We start from the raw sequence: 16,160 nt of genomic DNA, 5'->3' as shown, positions 1-16,160 counted from the left end.
AAAGGCTTTTCAGGAAACACGGGTCCCGCCATCCGCTATATCTTTGTTTTTTAAAGAAAAAAAACAAAGGATGCCGCTGCTGTCGGGGTTAAAGAGCTACAATTTGCCTTTTTGTTGGCATTTTAAAATGGTCTTTAGACTATATTTAGGATTAGTTTTGTTGGCTGTAAACAACAATTACTGTTGTTTCAATGTCAAAGGCTCTCCATAAAAAGCAATGCCATCCCAACCCGTTTTCATAAAATTACGGATATTTTGATGGTCTGTGCCATCTGGATTTTTTAAGACATCTTCCGTATAATAAGCTCCAAAACAAGCCAGTGTTGTTTCCGCGGTTAAGTTGTGGAGTTGCGCAAAGGCAAATACTTTGCATGAGCCATTATTTTCGTTAGCCATATTGTGTTGCAATCCGTTCTCAAAGGCTGTTGGTTCAAAATCGTAATTGGCTTCAATAACAGCGATAGTTTCTTGAAAGGTAATCTCGTTTGGGGTGTTTTTTACTTTTTCTAAAAAGGCAGTTAGGCTCATATTTTCGATTTTATTGTTCTTCAGAAAATTTACTTTTTTTGGTTTCTTTCGTTATGGGTTTTCCTCCAACCACCACTACAATTTCGCCTCTAGGTGCGGTTTTTTCAAAGTGAGTTAGTACTTCTTTTACCGTTCCGCGTACGTTTTCTTCATGCATTTTAGATAATTCTCTCGATACACAAACAGGACGGTCTTCACCAAAATAAGTAACAAATTCACTTAAAGTCTTTACTAATTTGTGAGGAGAAACATAAAGAATCATCGTTCTGGTTTCTTCGGCCAAAGCCAAATAACGGGTTTGCCTTCCTTTTTTATCCGGCAAAAAACCTTCAAATACAAATTTGTCATTGGGCAAACCACTATTGACTAAAGCAGGGACAAATGCAGTTGCGCCTGGCAGACATTCTACCGCAATACCATTTTCAATACAAGCTCTAGTGATCAAAAAACCAGGGTCTGAGATGGCTGGCGTTCCAGCATCCGAAATCAAAGCGATGGTTTCACCTCCTTGCAATCGACTAATTATGTTTTCGATGGTTTTGTGTTCATTATGCATATGATGGCTGTGCATGTGGGTGCTAATCTCAAAATACTTGAGCAATTTGCCACTGGTTCGGGTATCCTCGGCCAAAATCAAATCGGCTTCTTTAAGAATACGAATCGCTCGAAACGTCATGTCTTCGAGGTTACCAATTGGAGTGGGTACGATATATAGTTTTGACATATTTTTAAAAGTTAAAACACGAAATCCGTTATAAAACGAAGTTCGTGTTTGAGGATAAGGTATAGATTTTTATAGCGAAAGGGATGTTTACAAGAATTTCTTCTCAACAATTTCCATGAATCGATGCATGTAGTCGTCTTTTCCCTCCCAATTGTTGTATTCAGGTTTAATCATTTCATCTATAAATGTCTTGGCTTCAAAAAAATTATTAAAACTATTCAACTGACTCAACACACGATTATAGTCTTCATTACTATTGCCAAAAAGATGTTTTACAAAGCCTATGCGGTCATTTAAGTCAATGGCAATTACTTTACTTAATTTATCGTTCAAGGATTTTGCTTTGTCTTCTTTTTCTTCAGTAAGGGTCTCGGCTTTATCAAAATCCATAGCAAGGTTTGGAGCTATTGGGTTTTGGTTGCTAGTTTGAATAGTATCGGCTTTGACAAATTGAGGTTCAGTATAATAGCTTCCTAATAAATCTTCAAAAGAAATTTGTACTGCATCTTTTATTGGGCTTACTTCTTCAACTGTTGGAGTGAAATTTTCTGTAGCAGTTGTGGTTTCTTCAAAAACGGGAACAAAGGCTGTGGATGTTGTTTCTTCTTTTTCAAATGGTTCTGTTTCGCTTGTCAGTGCTTCCAAAACACTATCTTCAGGGGCGATACTATCTAGAAATTGGTCCATTGAAGCAGCAGTTTCACTACTTTCCTTTTCGTTTATATCGATAGGGTTGGTAATTTCTTGTATTGCAATTGTTGGGTGGTTGCTTTCAGGTAAATCAAAGGCTTTCTCTATTTCTGCTTCTATTGCTGCCTGACCTATGGTTGGTTTGACATCCCCTAGGTTTTCTTCGACAAACTTTAAAATCGCCAGTTTTTCGTATAGTTTTTGGGTTTCTAAGAACAGCACATTCACATCCGATTTGTTTTTAAGTTGTAGAATTCTGTGCGCAATGCTAACTAAATCAGCCTCCAATCTTTTTTTCATAACTTTTGGTATTATAGTGAGTAGGGTGTGTCTTTTTTAATAAATTTGTTGCCATTACAAAGTAATAAAAACTATTCATTTTAAAGGTAGAAAAATACAAAATGTTTCTCGAAAATACAGTAAATCATAAAGAACAATTTGGTTGGATAGAAGTCATATGTGGCTCCATGTTTTCGGGTAAAACAGAAGAACTCATTCGCAGGCTCAAGCGAGCTCAGTTTGCCAAACAACGAATTGAAATTTTCAAACCTTCTATCGATACCCGTTATCACGAGGAAATGGTGGTGTCGCACGATGAGAATGAAATCCGTTCTACACCCGTTCCTGCAGCAGCTAATATTGCACTTTTGGCGCAAGGATGTGACGTTATTGGCATTGACGAAGCGCAATTTTTTGATGATGAAATTGTCACGGTCTGTAATGATTTAGCCAATCAAGGAATTCGCGTAATTGTGGCTGGGTTGGATATGGATTTTAAAGGGAATCCTTTTGGTCCGATGCCTGCTTTAATGGCTACTGCGGAGTATGTGACCAAAGTACACGCAGTGTGCACTCGAACAGGGAATTTAGCGAATTACAGTTTCCGAAAAACAGACAATGATAAACTTGTAATGCTTGGAGAAACCGAAGAATATGAGCCTTTGAGTCGGGCCGCTTTTTATCATGCGATGCACGAGGAAAAAGACAAAAAATAATATAGCACTATAAAAATCCCAACAACTCGTTGGGATTTTTTTATTACATTTTCTTTCTCATTCTTGCCACCGGAATGTCGAGTTGTTCACGGTATTTGGCTATGGTTCTTCTAGCAATTGGATAGCCTTTTTCTTTTAAAATTTCGGCTAATTGGTCATCGGGAAGTGGTTTGTGTTTGTCTTCTTCTTCGATGGTGTTTTTTAGAATTTTTTTGATTTCTAACGTTGAAACTTCTTCGCCTTGGTCGTTCATCATCGCTTCTGAGAAAAATTCTTTAATCAATTTGGTGCCGTAGGGTGTTTCTACATATTTGCTATTGGCTACCCTAGAAATGGTCGAAATATCAAGACCAACTAAGTCTGCAATGTCTTTTAGAATCATTGGTTTTAGCTTGGTTTCATCGCCATCTAAGAAAAATTCTTCTTGGTAATGCATGATGGCGTTCATCGTTACAAAAAGGGTTTCTTGACGCTGACGAATGGCATCAATAAACCATTTGGCCGAATCTAATTTTTGTTTGATAAACTGAACCGCTTCTTTTTGCTGCGTCGATTTGTCTTTTGATTCTTTATACGTCTGCATCATTTCTTGATAGTCTTTCGAAACGTGCAATGACGGAGCATTTCGCCCATTCAATGTTAATTCCAATTCACCATCCACAATTCTGATGGCAAAATCAGGAACGATATTTTCGGTAACTTTACTATTGCCTGCAAAAGAACCTCCTGGTTTTGGGTTCAATCGCTCAATTTCGTATATCGCTTTTTTTAATTGTTCGTTAGAGACACTGTATTTTTGCATCAATTTTTCATAATGCTTTTTGGTAAAAGCATCAAATTGATTTTCGATAATATCAATGGCTAATTCAACGAATTCAGTTGGTGTTTTATGTTTGAGTTGCAAAAGCAAGCATTCTTGTAAATCTCTAGCGCCAACTCCTGTGGGTTCCAATTCGTGAATAACGTGAAGCAAGCGTTCTACATTTTTTTCATCGGTATAGATTCCTTGTGTAAAAGCTAAATCATCTACAATATCAGGAATACTTCTTCGAATGTAACCCATATCATCAATACTTCCTACCAAGAATTCTGCTATTTCACGATCTTCGTCATTAAGAATAAAAGTGTTGAGTTGGTTGATTAAATCTTGATGAAAACTAATGGGTGCCGCAAAAGGAGTATCGCGGTCTTCATCGTCATCGCTATAATTATTGACTTGCGTTTTGTAATCTGGGATATCGTCACTACCTAAATAGTCATCGATATTGATATCATCAGCTTCTATTCTATCGGCTTCTGCATCATCATAATCGTCGTAGTCTTCAGATTCAAATTCGTCTTTCTCGTAGTCGTCTTCTTTGCCTGCTTCTAGAGCCGGATTTTCGTTCATTTCTTCTAACAAACGTTGTTCAAATGCTTGCGTAGGCAATTGAATTAACTTCATCAACTGAATTTGCTGTGGAGATAATTTCTGAGATAATTTTAAATTTAAAAATTGCTTTAGCATTGATACAGTTTAATCGTTTATTTGGTTAATCGGTTATTTATTAAAATCGGTTAACCGTAGAACGATTAACCGATTAAACTTTTTTTTAAAATTCTGCATTCATTGGTGTTCTTGGGAAAGGAATTACGTCACGAATATTGGTCATTCCAGTTACAAACAATACCAATCTTTCGAATCCAAGACCAAAACCAGAGTGTACTGCCGAACCAAAACGTCTGGTGTCTAGGTACCACCATAATTCTTCTTCATCTATTCCTAATTTTTTCATTTTTTCTACCAAAACATCGTAGCGTTCTTCTCTTTGTGAACCTCCTACAATTTCTCCAATGCCTGGGAAAAGAATATCCATGGCTCGAACCGTTTCTTTTCCAGGTTCTGTGTTATCATTCAAACGCATATAAAATGCTTTGATGTTGGCTGGATAATCAAACAAAATCACTGGACATTTAAAGTGCTTTTCCACCAAGTAACGCTCGTGTTCTGATTGTAAATCAGCGCCCCATTCGTTGATGATATATTGGAATTTTTTCTTTTTGTTAGGAGTTGAATTTTTCAAAATATCGATAGCCTCAGTATACGAAACGCGTTTGAAATTGTTTTCCAACACAAAGTTCAATTTTTCTAACAATGTCATTTCGCTTCTTTCGGCTTGCGGTTTTGATTTTTCTTCTTCCAACAAACGTCCTTCAAGGAATTTCAAATCCTCTGGACATTTATCCATTACATATTTAATCACAAATTGAATGAAATCCTCAGCCAAATCCATATTGTCATCCAAATCATTGAAAGCCACCTCTGGCTCAATCATCCAAAATTCTGCTAAGTGACGAGATGTATTCGAGTTTTCAGCTCTAAATGTAGGACCAAAAGTATAAATCTGACCCAACGCCATGGCGAACGTTTCACCTTCTAATTGTCCAGAAACCGTCAAGTTGGTCTCTTTACCAAAGAAATCTTTTTTGTAATCTACTTTTCCTTCCTCCGTTCTTGGCGTGTTGTCAAAAGGCAAAGCGGTCACTTTAAACATTTCACCCGCACCTTCTGCATCCGAACCAGTAATGATTGGCGTATTCACATACACAAACCCTTTTTCCTGAAAATACGTATGTACGGCGTGAGCCAAAACCGAACGCACGCGCATAATTGCGCCAAAAGCATTCGTTCTTACTCTCAAATGCGCATTCTCACGCAAGAATTCCAAGGAGTGTTTCTTAGGTTGCATTGGGAATTTCTCCGCATCTGAGTCGCCCAAAATTTCCAATTGTCTTACTTGAATTTCATATTTTTGACCTGCACCCTGGCTTTCTACCAACGAGCCAATAACCGAAACGGCAGCGCCAGTCGTAATGCGTTTTAATGTCTCATCGGGTGTATTTTCAAAATCAACCACACACTGAATCGTATTAATAGTAGAACCGTCATTCAGCGCAATAAACTGATTATTTCTAAACGTTCTCACCCATCCTTTTGCATTAACTTCCTGAAGTATCGTTGTACTGTTTAATAAGTCTTTAATTTTTGTGTGTTTCATCTTAATTTTAGATTTAATTTAATACCCATTCAAAACAAAAATTGGTGTTTTAAACGTATTGCAAATATACTTGTTTTGTGTTTATTTTTTAGGAGCTATTTCAGGACATTCGCTTTTAAAATTACCGCCACAAATTACACCAATAAACACTAATTTGTAACTTTTTTTTATTCCACGAATTTCAAGAAAGTGGAAAAACTTTGACGGCAGTTTGGCTAACTTTTTTTTACCGCTGATTCGCTGATTTTCAAAGATTAAAAAAGTGTTAGATAGCATTATTACAATTGCAGAAATTCGTTAGATTCAATTTTATTTTCGATAACAATTAGTGTTGATTGGTGCAATTGGTGGCTAACTTTTTTTTAAATGCGAATGCCTTGTTCCGCTGGTCGCTCTTTTTCATCAAGAAAAATTAGTCTTTATTTTCACAAGGATTTCCACTTCAATCGGGGCTAGGGCAGTAGGGAAACCAGTCGTTTCTTGGTTTACAACCCTTGCAATAATTGATGACTTAGCTCATTCCCGCTAATCGTAATGATGTATAAATTTCCAAAAACTGTATCATCAATTGGCGCATACACCTTTTGATTGATGATTTTGTTGACCAAATCAGGCGTCGTATTGCTATGACCTACAATCAAAATAGCTTGACCCTTGTGTTCCTTTTTGAGTTGTTCAAGGTCGAGAGTTTTTGGGTCATATTTTATGATTTCCAAATTTTTGCTTATAGCAGTTGGAGTAGCAGTTTGAACCGTTCTCAAAAAATCAGTACTGTACACAGCCTTTAGAGGAACTTGTGCTAGAATCGTTTTCCAATGTTCGGCGCGTTCCAAACCTACTTTTGATAAGTCAGGATTTTTCGAATTGTCAACTTTTTCGGCGTGGCGAATCAAATATATAGAGGTGGTTTGGCCAATACTACTCTGAAAGAAGCCAAGGATTACTATAAGAAAAAGCCATTTTTTCATATATGTAAAATTTATTTTTAGTGGTCAAATATGGAATCGCTTTTTATTTATTGGTGTTTGCTTGCAGCAAACTCTTTGTTAATGGCGATTTCATAGAAAAACTTATTTTTTGTTGCTGGTTAAAATATCAATTTCTTCGTCAGAATGTTCCGAAATATCAATCAGAGGCTCCATTAATTCTTGCTTATTGGCCAAAGTTTTATTTAAGGTCAGCACCAAAGCCGGAAGCAGCATCAAATTGGATAACATTCCAAATAATAAAGTCAACGAAATCAAGCCACCCAAAGCAATCGTGCCCCCAAAACTGGATAACATAAATACCGAAAATCCAAAAAACAACACAATCGACGTATAAAACATGCTCAATCCCGATTCGTTAAACGTAGCATACACAGATTTTTTGATTTTCCAATTGTTCTTCTTCAATTCTTCTCGGTATTGGGATAAAAATCGTAAGGTATCATCAACCGATAATCCAAAGGCAATTCCGAAAACCAAGATAGTTGAAGGTTTTAATGGGATATCCAAAAAGCCCATTAAACCTGCCGTTAAGAATAAAGGCAATAAGTTTGGAATTATAGCTACAATCACCATTTTGAATGAACGGAACATAAATGCAATTAAAACTGCGGTTAGGAACAGTGCAAATAACAAAGAACTTAGAAGATTACTAAGCAAATAGCCTGTTCCTTTTTGGAAAACCAACGCTTTTCCTGTTACGGTTACATTGAAACGTTCCTTTGGAAACAGTTTTGTGGTTTTTTCTTTGATTCTTTTTTCAATTTCAGCAATTTGGGCGCCGTTTTCATCACGCATAAAAGTGGTTATTCTCGCGTATTGACCTGTGGGATCTACATAGCTCTTCATTACATTTTCTTTACCATTTCCAGCGGCATGCTTGGCATACGTAAGAATAAAAGCCTGCTCTTGTGAAGTTGGTAATTCATAATAATCAGGGTTGCCATTATAATAAGCTTGTTTGGAGTATTTTACTAAATTGACAATCGATATTGGTTTGGATAATCCAGGAATTTCTTCAATTGCTTGCTCCAATTCATCCATTCGTTTGAGTGTCGATAATTTCATGACTCCCTTTTTACGTTTGGTATCAATCATGATTTCGAGTGGCATGACTCCATCAAATTCTTTTTCAAAGAAAATGATATCCTGAAAGAAAGCTTCTTTTTTCGGCATGTCTTCAATGAGGCTCCCCGAAATGCGCATTTCATAAATGCCTATGATGCTAAAAATTAATAAGGCAATGGATGCCACATAAATGGAGAAACGATTGGTTTTGATTGTTTTTAAAATCCAATCCATGAACTTTTTAACAGAGCCTCTGTCTAGATGCTCAAGATGTCTATCTTTTGGAGGATACAAATAACTGTGAAAAATAGGAATCAAGATCAAACTCAAGAAAAAAAGCGCCATGATATTGATTGAAGTCACTACGCCAAATTCAATTAGTAAGTTATTGTTTGAAGCAACAAAAGTGGCGAAACCAATTGCGGTGGTCAAGTTGGTCATCAGAGTAGCCATTCCAATTTTGGTAGTGACCCTTTGCAAGGCTTTGGCTTTGTTGCGGTGTACTTTGTATTCTTGATGGTATTTGTTGGTCAAAAAAATACAATTCGGAATCCCAATAACAATAATCAATGAAGGAACTAAAGCCGTTAAAATAGTTATCTCATAATTGAATAAACCCAAAAAACCAAACGACCACATTACGCCAATCACTACAATTACGATAGAAATTAATGTGGCTTTAAAACTTCTAAAGAAGAAGAAAAACAATAAAGAAGTAATCAATAACGAAGCACCAATAAAAATACTAATTTCGTCGGTGATTGTTTTGGCATTCAAGGTTCGAATGTAAGGCATACCCGAAACCCGTAGATCAATTTGGGTTTCCTTTTCAAAAGTGGTTATTGCTGGGATTAATTTTTCTAAAACAAAGGTTTTACGAGCCTTAGTATTCACGATTTTTTTGTCCATATAAATCGCTGAACGAACACTACCAGATCGTTTGTTGAACAATAATCCTTCGTAAAAAGGAAGCTCATTGAACAATTCTTTTTTGATGGTTTGCAGGTATTTTGGATCCACCGTTTTCGATTCATCTACAAAAGGAACCAATTCGAATTTTTCTAAAGCTTCGTTTTTTTGTAGTTTTTTCAAATCATTGAGCGAAACCACCAAGTCTACCTCCTGATTTTGTTTGATGGTATTCATCAATTTACTCCAAGCGGCGTAGGCTTTTGGTGTAAATAAAGTGGAATCTTTAACACCAATGATAATCAAATTGCCTTCTTCTCCAAATTTTTCCAAAAAGGCATTGTATTCTATATTGGCAATGTTGTCATCGGGCAACATATTCGCTTCGGTAAACGTAAAGTGAATGTTTTTCCATTGAAGCGACAAGAATACGGTAATTGCTGCAATAATGGAAATCAGTAAAATTCTATTTCTAAGGACAATACGGGCAATAAGCTCCCAAAATCCCAAACTAAACCATTTAATCATTTTTTGGATTTAAAAGGCTGCAAAGGTAGCGAAACTGCAATTAAAAAAGCGGCAAATCCTTTATTTGGGGTGATTTTTTTGAAAGTTTACATGAATTCTTTAAATTTTGGTTAATATTCTTATTCCTGTTATTATTGTTATATTTGATTTTCTCATCTTTGTTACTTGAGCTTTTCATTATTTACAAAAAAAATTAAATGAAGAATTATAAAAATACCCTATTTTATTTAACGGTGACTGGTGGTTTTACCGCTATGATATTCTGGATCATTCAAAACGGAAAAGTATTGGAAGGCACAGATGTAAAGAAAACAACAATAGGGACAAAAGACGCTTGGGTGGATTTTATTGCATCTATGCAACACAGTTTTAAAGAACCCTTAGCCATTCTTTTGGCCCAAATAATAACCATTATTATAGTGGCAAGAATCTTTGGTTGGATTTTTAAAAAAATTGGCCAGCCTTCCGTTATAGGTGAAATCATTGCCGGTATTGCATTAGGTCCCTCGTTACTGGGAGCTTATTTTCCTGAGTTTTCCGAAGTTTTGTTTCCTGTAGCATCTCTCGGAAATTTAAAATTTTTAAGCCAAATCGGATTAATTCTATTCATGTTTGTTATTGGGATGGAATTGGATCTGAAAGTTTTAAAAAACAAGGCAAACGATGCAGTGGTTATTAGTCATGCAAGTATTGTAATTCCATTTGCTCTCGGTATTGGTTTGGCGTATTTTGTATACGATCAATTTGCTCCAGATGGCGTAAAATTCCTTTCGTTTAGTTTATTTATGGGAATTGCCATGAGTATCACAGCATTTCCTGTTTTGGCACGTATTGTTCAAGAACGCGGTATTCATAAAACCAAATTAGGCGCCATAGTAATCACTTGTGCCGCCGCCGATGATATTACAGCTTGGTGTTTATTAGCTGCCGTAATAGCCATTGTAAAAGCAGGTTCTTTTGTAAGTTCCTTGTATGTGATTTCTTTATCGGTTGGTTTTGTGTTAACAATGCTATTAATGGTTAAGCCTTTTCTTAAAAGGATTGGGGATCTCTATGCCACCAAAGAAGCCATCAGCAAACCCGTTGTAGCTATCTTTTTTGTCACGCTTATCATGGCTTCTTATGCTACAGAAGTAATCGGAATTCACGCCCTTTTTGGTGCTTTTATGACCGGAGTAATTATGCCAGATGTGGCTAAATTCAGAATTGTTTTTATAGAAAAAGTAGAAGATGTATCTGTGATCTTACTTTTGCCTTTGTTCTTTGTATTTACAGGTTTACGAACCGAAATCGGTTTAATCAACGACCCTTATTTATGGGAGGTAACAGGTTTTATCATCTTGGTAGCTGTAGTAGGTAAGTTTTTTGGTAGTGCTTTGGCTGCCAAATTTGTGGGGCAAAATTGGAGAGATAGCTTAACCATTGGCGCATTGATGAACACGCGCGGCTTGATGGAATTAATCGTGCTAAACATTGGTTTAGAGTTGGGAGTGTTGACGCCAGCGGTGTTTACGATGATGGTAATTATGGCATTGGTCACTACTTTTATGACAGGACCAGCCCTTAACTTAATCAATTTCATTTTCAAGACCAAAGATGATGTTGAGGTAGAAGAACTAGAACAATCCAAAGTATATCGTGTTTTGATTTCTTTTGGTAACAACGAAAAAGGGAGGTCCCTTCTGCGTTTGGCCAATAGTTTAGTGCGTAAACAAAAAGACGCTTCGGTAACGGCTATGCATTTATCCGTTAGTAATGAAATGCATCCTTTTGCTTTAGAAGACAAAGAAACAGCGGCATTTTTACCGATTCAAGAGGAATCAAGAATCTTAAAACAAGAAATAACCACCATCTTCAAAGCAACGGTCGACATCGAAACAGAAATCACCGATATCGCTAATCAAGGCGAATACGACCTCTTATTAGTTGGCCTCGGGAAATCAATTTTTGAAGGAACATTACTCGGAAAAGTAATTGGTTTTACCACTAGAATCATCAATCCAGAGCGGTTAATGGATAAATTCACCGGAAAAGAAGGCTTGTTTGCCAATTCTCCTTTTGACGAAAGAACCCGTCAAATTTTGCTCAAAGCCAAAATGCCTGTGGGAATCTTAATCGACAAAGATTTGCAAAAAGTAAACACCATCTTTATCCCTATCTTCAGCTCCGAAGACGCCTTCTTGATTGATTACGCTCAAAAACTCATTCATAATAATAAGTCTAAAGTCTTTGTCTTGGATGTCAACGGACACATCAAATCGAATTTTGTAATCGGTAGCGCCATTAGTTCATTGGAGCATAAATTCCCAAACAACATCACCTTATATGGCGAAAAAATCATCAAAAAAGAATTCCTTGCAGAGCAAGATTTGATGATGATCAGCCTTGAAAGTTGGAAATCACTTGTCGATTCTAGAAGTATATGGTTAAGCGGTGTGCCTTCTGTGCTAATCATCAAGCCTTAGTTTTTTAGCGCGTGCCACCATAAAACAAAGAGAGCCATTCAACGTACTATTGAGTGGCTCTCTTTGTTTTATGCTGTCGGGATGCCGCTTCCATTCCTCATGCAAAACTTGCGAACCTTGCGTTTTTCACTTTGCGAACTTTGCGATTAAAACTAATAGCAAAATATTAGTTAGGTGAGAATTGTCAAAGTACCACTTTCTTGAAATCTGAGTTAGAATCCCAAATTCAAAATAAAGCTAATTTTCACCGCAATATTATCTTGGAATTTTGCCAATTGATTCGGTCCATATCGATAAAAACCACTCAATCCCAATCCGTTAACTATTTGGTTCAATTCAATTCCCGATTCAAAATAACCGTCCCTTAAGGTTTTGTACTCAATTCCAATATGCTGTTCCGGTTTTTCCATATTGCCCCAACCCATTCTTGTAACAAAAACTGGTACTGGCTTTATTTTTTTCAATAAATGAAGCCTAGAAAGACTGTGTTTGAGTTGAAAATAAACAAATTTACTAGAGAAAAATTCATTAAAAAACATGGTTTCAAAACTGTTTTTTCCCGCAAAAGTGATGCGCTGAATAATCGTTTCTTTATTCAAGTTATTGGGAGAAGTATTGTACAAATGGGTCAGGGGCAAATCGCCCACTACATACCCCGCCTCAAAGAGTAAACTGGTTTTTTGACCATCCAAATAGTTTTTTTGGTACTCCGTTCTAAAGTCTATTTTGCTAAATTCGAAATCATTATTGCCAATTTTGGGTAAAGACTTGGTAAACTGAAAGGTCAATTTTGGGTATCTTTTTTCGGTTTCAATTCGTCCCGTTGGCGTTTGCATGTAATCGCTAAATGGATTCCAACGCAGCGAAACCATTGCGGTAGTGATATTGTATTTGGTAAATAAATTACCATTTAAGTTGTAAACATAATTAAATTTTGGTTCTACAAAAGTGTTTGAAATTTCCCAAATACTTTCTGTTTTTGGAATGAACTTCGTTTCAACGCCCGTTTTCAACGTTTGATAATGGTAAAAAGTACTAATATTGATGGGTCTTGGATCATAAATTTTAAAAGCCCTACGGTCTACAGTCCAAGTGGTGCTGGCTATTTCCCGCACATCATCGGTAAATGAAACGCCCCACCAGGTGTTCGAAAATTTATTAATTCGGGTACCAATTCCCAAGCTATATTTGAAAGTGCCATCTTTTGTGCCATAGGCCGTATAGCCTTCAATTTTCCAATTTTTTAAAAAAATGTCATTAGTTATGCCACCCATTCCTAAACGAAAACCTTCGTAGTTGTTGAAACTCACAAACTTCCTTAAATCAAAATCTATCACACTAAAGGGTACATATCCATTGATGATTTTTCGGCCAAAAAGTAATTTGCTTTCAATGCCGTTTTTAATAGAGATACTATCTGCTGCCATGTAGGTTTTTTGACTGCGTAAATCTAGAGGTTCTTTACGGTTTTTTATCCAAAATTGTTCCTCTTGAGCTATCGCCTCATCTTGAATTTCGATGGCTATCGTTGGCTGTTTGATTTTGATAGCTTTGTTGTAGGCTATATCAAAATTGTAGCTTTTAGAAATTAAATAACTAATATCGGTAGCTTCTTTTTTTCGTGGTTTAAATCCTTGTTCAAAGTCTCCATCAAACTGTATGGTTCCGCCAAGAATCTTAATGTCATCGTCGCTTTTTCCTTTTACAATTTTGAACGTCTTGGCCGAGGGGAACCAAATTTTTTCGGTAGGTAAATATACAAAATCGTGAGTTCCGCTGATGTCTAACACGCCTTTTATGCGCATAATGGCTTTGGCAATCGCATAGGAATTCGTGTCTATATATAAAACCCCTTCGAGCCCCGCGGCATTTTTCTTTTTCTTGTTTTTGAAATAAATCATAAAGGTAGTCCTGCCGTCAATGGCTACCGAATCCAATAGTTTGTAGTTGTAATGTGCTGTCGCGTCATCGGCTATGGGACTATTGTATTTGGTTTCGAACAACTCATATTTGGGTTCGTAAATTGAGAAAGATTGCAAATTGAACGCGATGATTTCATAAATCGGTTGCTTGAATCCAGACATTTTGGTTCCTAAAATGACTTCTTTTAAGTGGGTATTTTGGTACTGAAAAAGCGATACTTTCTCCGTTTGAAACAAATGCTGTTTGCTGATGATTTCTTTAAACTTGTAGTTAGAAGAATCTACTTTTACCAGTTCTCTACCATACGTTTTGTCTACAAAAACCGAATCAATTTTTCCGTTAATCGAGTCGGGATTGGCGGTAACTAGGAGTTTGTTATAGGATGTAAACGAAAAACTATTGTTTTTTTGTTGCGGATTATTGACTGATTTGGCCGCTATAGCTTTTCGAATAATTTGTAAAGCCACATTTTCTTTGGGAATCAAGACTTCATTCAAATCATTGGACTTTTCTTGTAAGGCCACCACATAAAACGTTTTGTGGGGCGTAATGATTTGTTGGAAGGGTGTGTAACCTAAATAAGAAACCGTAAAATCCGAAATAGGATTGGGACTCAAAAGCTGGAATTTCCCATCTACATCCGAGATGGTTTGTACACCCGAGTTGCTCGTAATGCTCGCAAAGGGCAAGGGTTGATTGGTCTTCGCGTCTTTCACCAAACCATTCCATTGGAATTGTGCCTGCAGTGAGAACGTAAAAAGTAGCAACAACCAACTCAATTGCTTCATAAGCGTGAATTTTGAACCCAACGATTTTTGTATTAGATTGACAAAAATAGCATAAAAAAACCGTCTCCAAGATACTTTTGGAGACGGTTTCTTCTGTTGTGTTATATTCTTTACATTATGAATTGGTCAACAACGTTCGCGAAATTTTTTTGTTACAAATTATTTATTTAATTAATTAAATTAGGATTTTCTCCTTTATGTGTCACAATCCATTTACCTTTAATCTTTTTCATTATTATTATAAACCAACTATAACCTGCTAAATGAGATTTAATGACTGTAAATACTAAATATTTTTTGTTTTGATAATAAATAGGTTCAGAAAATCCATAAACTTCAATGTCTGCTCTATTATATTTGTCTAGAATAATTTCTATTTCTTTATTAGTATTCATGCTTTCTAAAATAACTTTTTTATATCTAAAGTTATCTTTCGACCAAAAATCCTCGTTACACCAAATCCTCTTACCTGGCAGGCATTTGTCTTTATATTCGTTCTTCATCTTTTCGAAGTCTTTCTTTTTGTATAATGTAGCATCTCCTTTGCCATTTCCAGCAGAATCGATAATCATTATATCGTTTAATCCAAATATATTTAATGTTTCATTAGAGTTGATTTTTTCTTTAGCAACAAAAAAAGCTCGGGTTGTATCTTTTATAATTGTTCCAAAATAGTCGTTGAGTGCGTTATATTTTTCATTTGTTGATTGTGCAAATAAAACATTTGAAAAATTTGTTATAGATAATAAAAGAATGACCGTGTAAAAAATATAGTTTCTCATCTTCTCAAAGTTTTAATTACATGGTTTTCCCACAGGTGTTTGTACATTTGGAGTGCCTTGTTCAACAGCATGACCAGAAGATTCAGCTTTATATCTATTTATAATTCTTATATTATCAGCACTTCCTGAAGGAAACGTTTTCTCAAAGATTGGTGTTTTCGATAATCCTCCCCAAGCCAAATCTTTATAAACTTGGTAATCTATCGTATAATTTGCATCATATTCTTGTAATGCCGATGCCATTGCATCTACATATTTATTGGCCATTGCTAAATGTTGTGCGTCCTGCTTGTCGGTACTGGTTGGGTGTGTTTTTTTAACATAGGCTTCAAATAATTCTGGAAAAGAGGGTAATGCAGTTGAAGGTGTATAGTTATAATCATCCACAATACTTAAAAAATAAGCGTGTATTGTTTCGTGTATCAATGCTGTAGCTTTAAACAACTTTGTGCCATCTGTATATCTATCACGGTCTACCCTAATTTCATAATTGTACTTAGAAATCCTCTGTGTTTCAGCATAAGTGCCTGCAGGTTTCATCACCATATTTACAGTGTATATACTATTCGCTCCTAGTTTTGCCAAAACATCTACTATAGTTGGGTTTGTCGTATTTTTGAGTCTTTCCATAACTCCTTTTGGACAAGGGTCTAACTGGGAGTCATTGATTTGCTCTTCAATGGCTTTGGCAATGTTTTCTGCTGTATTTGGTACCGCTTCCCAAGAGCCAGTATCA

11 protein-coding genes and 1 pseudogene are annotated in these 16,160 nt (G+C 36.1%); 2 read left to right on the top strand and 10 right to left on the bottom strand.

Annotation, left to right across the window (positions count from 1 at the left end; genetic code table 11):
* Positions 1 to 177: 177 nt before the first annotated feature.
* The 3 genes from ACSVH5_RS09375 to ACSVH5_RS09365 all read right to left on the bottom strand — a co-directional run bounded on the left by ACSVH5_RS09375 (position 178) and on the right by ACSVH5_RS09365 (position 2,242).
* Complete coding sequence (locus tag ACSVH5_RS09375) at positions 178 to 528, bottom strand: HopJ type III effector protein (RefSeq protein ID WP_438061180.1); 351 nt, start codon at positions 526 to 528, stop codon at positions 178 to 180.
* A gap of 10 nt (positions 529 to 538) precedes the next feature.
* Entirely contained in the window at positions 539 to 1,252 is a 714-nt protein-coding gene (gene rsmI, locus ACSVH5_RS09370) for a 16S rRNA (cytidine(1402)-2'-O)-methyltransferase (protein ID WP_438061179.1), read from the bottom strand.
* 87 nt (positions 1,253 to 1,339) lie between these two features.
* Positions 1,340 to 2,242, bottom strand: a complete 903-nt coding sequence (locus ACSVH5_RS09365) for a hypothetical protein (protein ID WP_438061178.1) — start codon at positions 2,240 to 2,242, stop codon at positions 1,340 to 1,342.
* A 101-nt stretch (positions 2,243 to 2,343) separates the two neighbouring features.
* Between ACSVH5_RS09365 and ACSVH5_RS09360 the strand changes: the two genes are divergently transcribed.
* Positions 2,344 to 2,937, top strand: a complete 594-nt coding sequence (locus tag ACSVH5_RS09360) for a thymidine kinase (protein ID WP_438061177.1) — start codon at positions 2,344 to 2,346, stop codon at positions 2,935 to 2,937.
* Between the two features lie 43 nt (positions 2,938 to 2,980).
* Here the strand turns inward: ACSVH5_RS09360 and rpoN are convergent, their stop codons facing one another.
* The 4 genes from rpoN to ACSVH5_RS09340 form a co-directional block, all read right to left on the bottom strand.
* The gene (gene rpoN / locus ACSVH5_RS09355; protein WP_438061176.1) at positions 2,981 to 4,444 is read right to left on the bottom strand and encodes an RNA polymerase factor sigma-54; all 1,464 of its coding nucleotides are present in this window, start codon (positions 4,442 to 4,444) and stop codon (positions 2,981 to 2,983) included.
* Positions 4,445 to 4,529: 85 nt separating this feature from the next.
* Positions 4,530 to 5,975 carry an asparagine--tRNA ligase gene (gene asnS / locus ACSVH5_RS09350; RefSeq protein ID WP_438061175.1) on the bottom strand — a complete coding sequence of 482 codons (1,446 nt, stop codon included), beginning with the start codon at positions 5,973 to 5,975 and terminating at the stop codon, positions 4,530 to 4,532.
* 485 nt (positions 5,976 to 6,460) lie between these two features.
* A complete protein-coding gene (locus ACSVH5_RS09345) occupies positions 6,461 to 6,943 on the bottom strand; it encodes a SixA phosphatase family protein (RefSeq protein ID WP_438061174.1) in 483 nt (160 codons plus the stop codon).
* A 102-nt stretch (positions 6,944 to 7,045) separates the two neighbouring features.
* Positions 7,046 to 9,466 carry an efflux RND transporter permease subunit gene (locus tag ACSVH5_RS09340; RefSeq protein ID WP_438061173.1) on the bottom strand — a complete coding sequence of 807 codons (2,421 nt, stop codon included), beginning with the start codon at positions 9,464 to 9,466 and terminating at the stop codon, positions 7,046 to 7,048.
* A gap of 197 nt (positions 9,467 to 9,663) precedes the next feature.
* On the opposite strand from ACSVH5_RS09340, the gene ACSVH5_RS09335 reads away from it, so the two are divergent.
* Positions 9,664 to 11,931: a cation:proton antiporter domain-containing protein gene (locus tag ACSVH5_RS09335; protein ID WP_438061172.1), complete on the top strand. Its 2,268-nt coding sequence runs from the start codon at positions 9,664 to 9,666 to the stop codon at positions 11,929 to 11,931.
* A gap of 212 nt (positions 11,932 to 12,143) precedes the next feature.
* Here the strand turns inward: ACSVH5_RS09335 and ACSVH5_RS09330 are convergent, their stop codons facing one another.
* The 3 genes and pseudogenes from ACSVH5_RS09330 to ACSVH5_RS09320 form a co-directional block, all read right to left on the bottom strand.
* Positions 12,144 to 14,642: a DUF5686 family protein gene (locus ACSVH5_RS09330; protein ID WP_438061171.1), complete on the bottom strand. Its 2,499-nt coding sequence runs from the start codon at positions 14,640 to 14,642 to the stop codon at positions 12,144 to 12,146.
* A 167-nt stretch (positions 14,643 to 14,809) separates the two neighbouring features.
* A complete protein-coding gene (locus ACSVH5_RS09325; protein WP_438061170.1) occupies positions 14,810 to 15,424 on the bottom strand; it encodes a hypothetical protein in 615 nt (204 codons plus the stop codon).
* Positions 15,425 to 15,436: 12 nt separating this feature from the next.
* Positions 15,437 to 16,160 (bottom strand): annotated as a pseudogene (locus tag ACSVH5_RS09320) (hypothetical protein); the annotation flags it as partial.

The sequence above is a fragment of the Flavobacterium sp. RSSA_27 genome (genome assembly GCF_051547125.1).
Lineage (GTDB): Bacteria > Bacteroidota > Bacteroidia > Flavobacteriales > Flavobacteriaceae > Flavobacterium.
This window is presented reverse-complemented; position numbering and strand designations above follow the sequence as displayed.

Coding starts and splice junctions, on each gene's coding strand:
- ACSVH5_RS09340 (WP_438061173.1), bottom strand. CDS start 9,466: ATGATTAAATGGTTTAGTTTGGGATTTTGGGAGCTTATTGCCCGTATT.
- ACSVH5_RS09335 (WP_438061172.1), top strand. CDS start 9,664: ATGAAGAATTATAAAAATACCCTATTTTATTTAACGGTGACTGGTGGT.
- rpoN (WP_438061176.1), bottom strand. CDS start 4,444: ATGCTAAAGCAATTTTTAAATTTAAAATTATCTCAGAAATTATCTCCA.
- ACSVH5_RS09345 (WP_438061174.1), bottom strand. CDS start 6,943: ATGAAAAAATGGCTTTTTCTTATAGTAATCCTTGGCTTCTTTCAGAGT.
- ACSVH5_RS09365 (WP_438061178.1), bottom strand. CDS start 2,242: ATGAAAAAAAGATTGGAGGCTGATTTAGTTAGCATTGCGCACAGAATT.
- ACSVH5_RS09325 (WP_438061170.1), bottom strand. CDS start 15,424: ATGAGAAACTATATTTTTTACACGGTCATTCTTTTATTATCTATAACA.
- rsmI (WP_438061179.1), bottom strand. CDS start 1,252: ATGTCAAAACTATATATCGTACCCACTCCAATTGGTAACCTCGAAGAC.
- asnS (WP_438061175.1), bottom strand. CDS start 5,975: ATGAAACACACAAAAATTAAAGACTTATTAAACAGTACAACGATACTT.
- ACSVH5_RS09375 (WP_438061180.1), bottom strand. CDS start 528: ATGAGCCTAACTGCCTTTTTAGAAAAAGTAAAAAACACCCCAAACGAG.
- ACSVH5_RS09360 (WP_438061177.1), top strand. CDS start 2,344: ATGTTTCTCGAAAATACAGTAAATCATAAAGAACAATTTGGTTGGATA.
- ACSVH5_RS09330 (WP_438061171.1), bottom strand. CDS start 14,642: ATGAAGCAATTGAGTTGGTTGTTGCTACTTTTTACGTTCTCACTGCAG.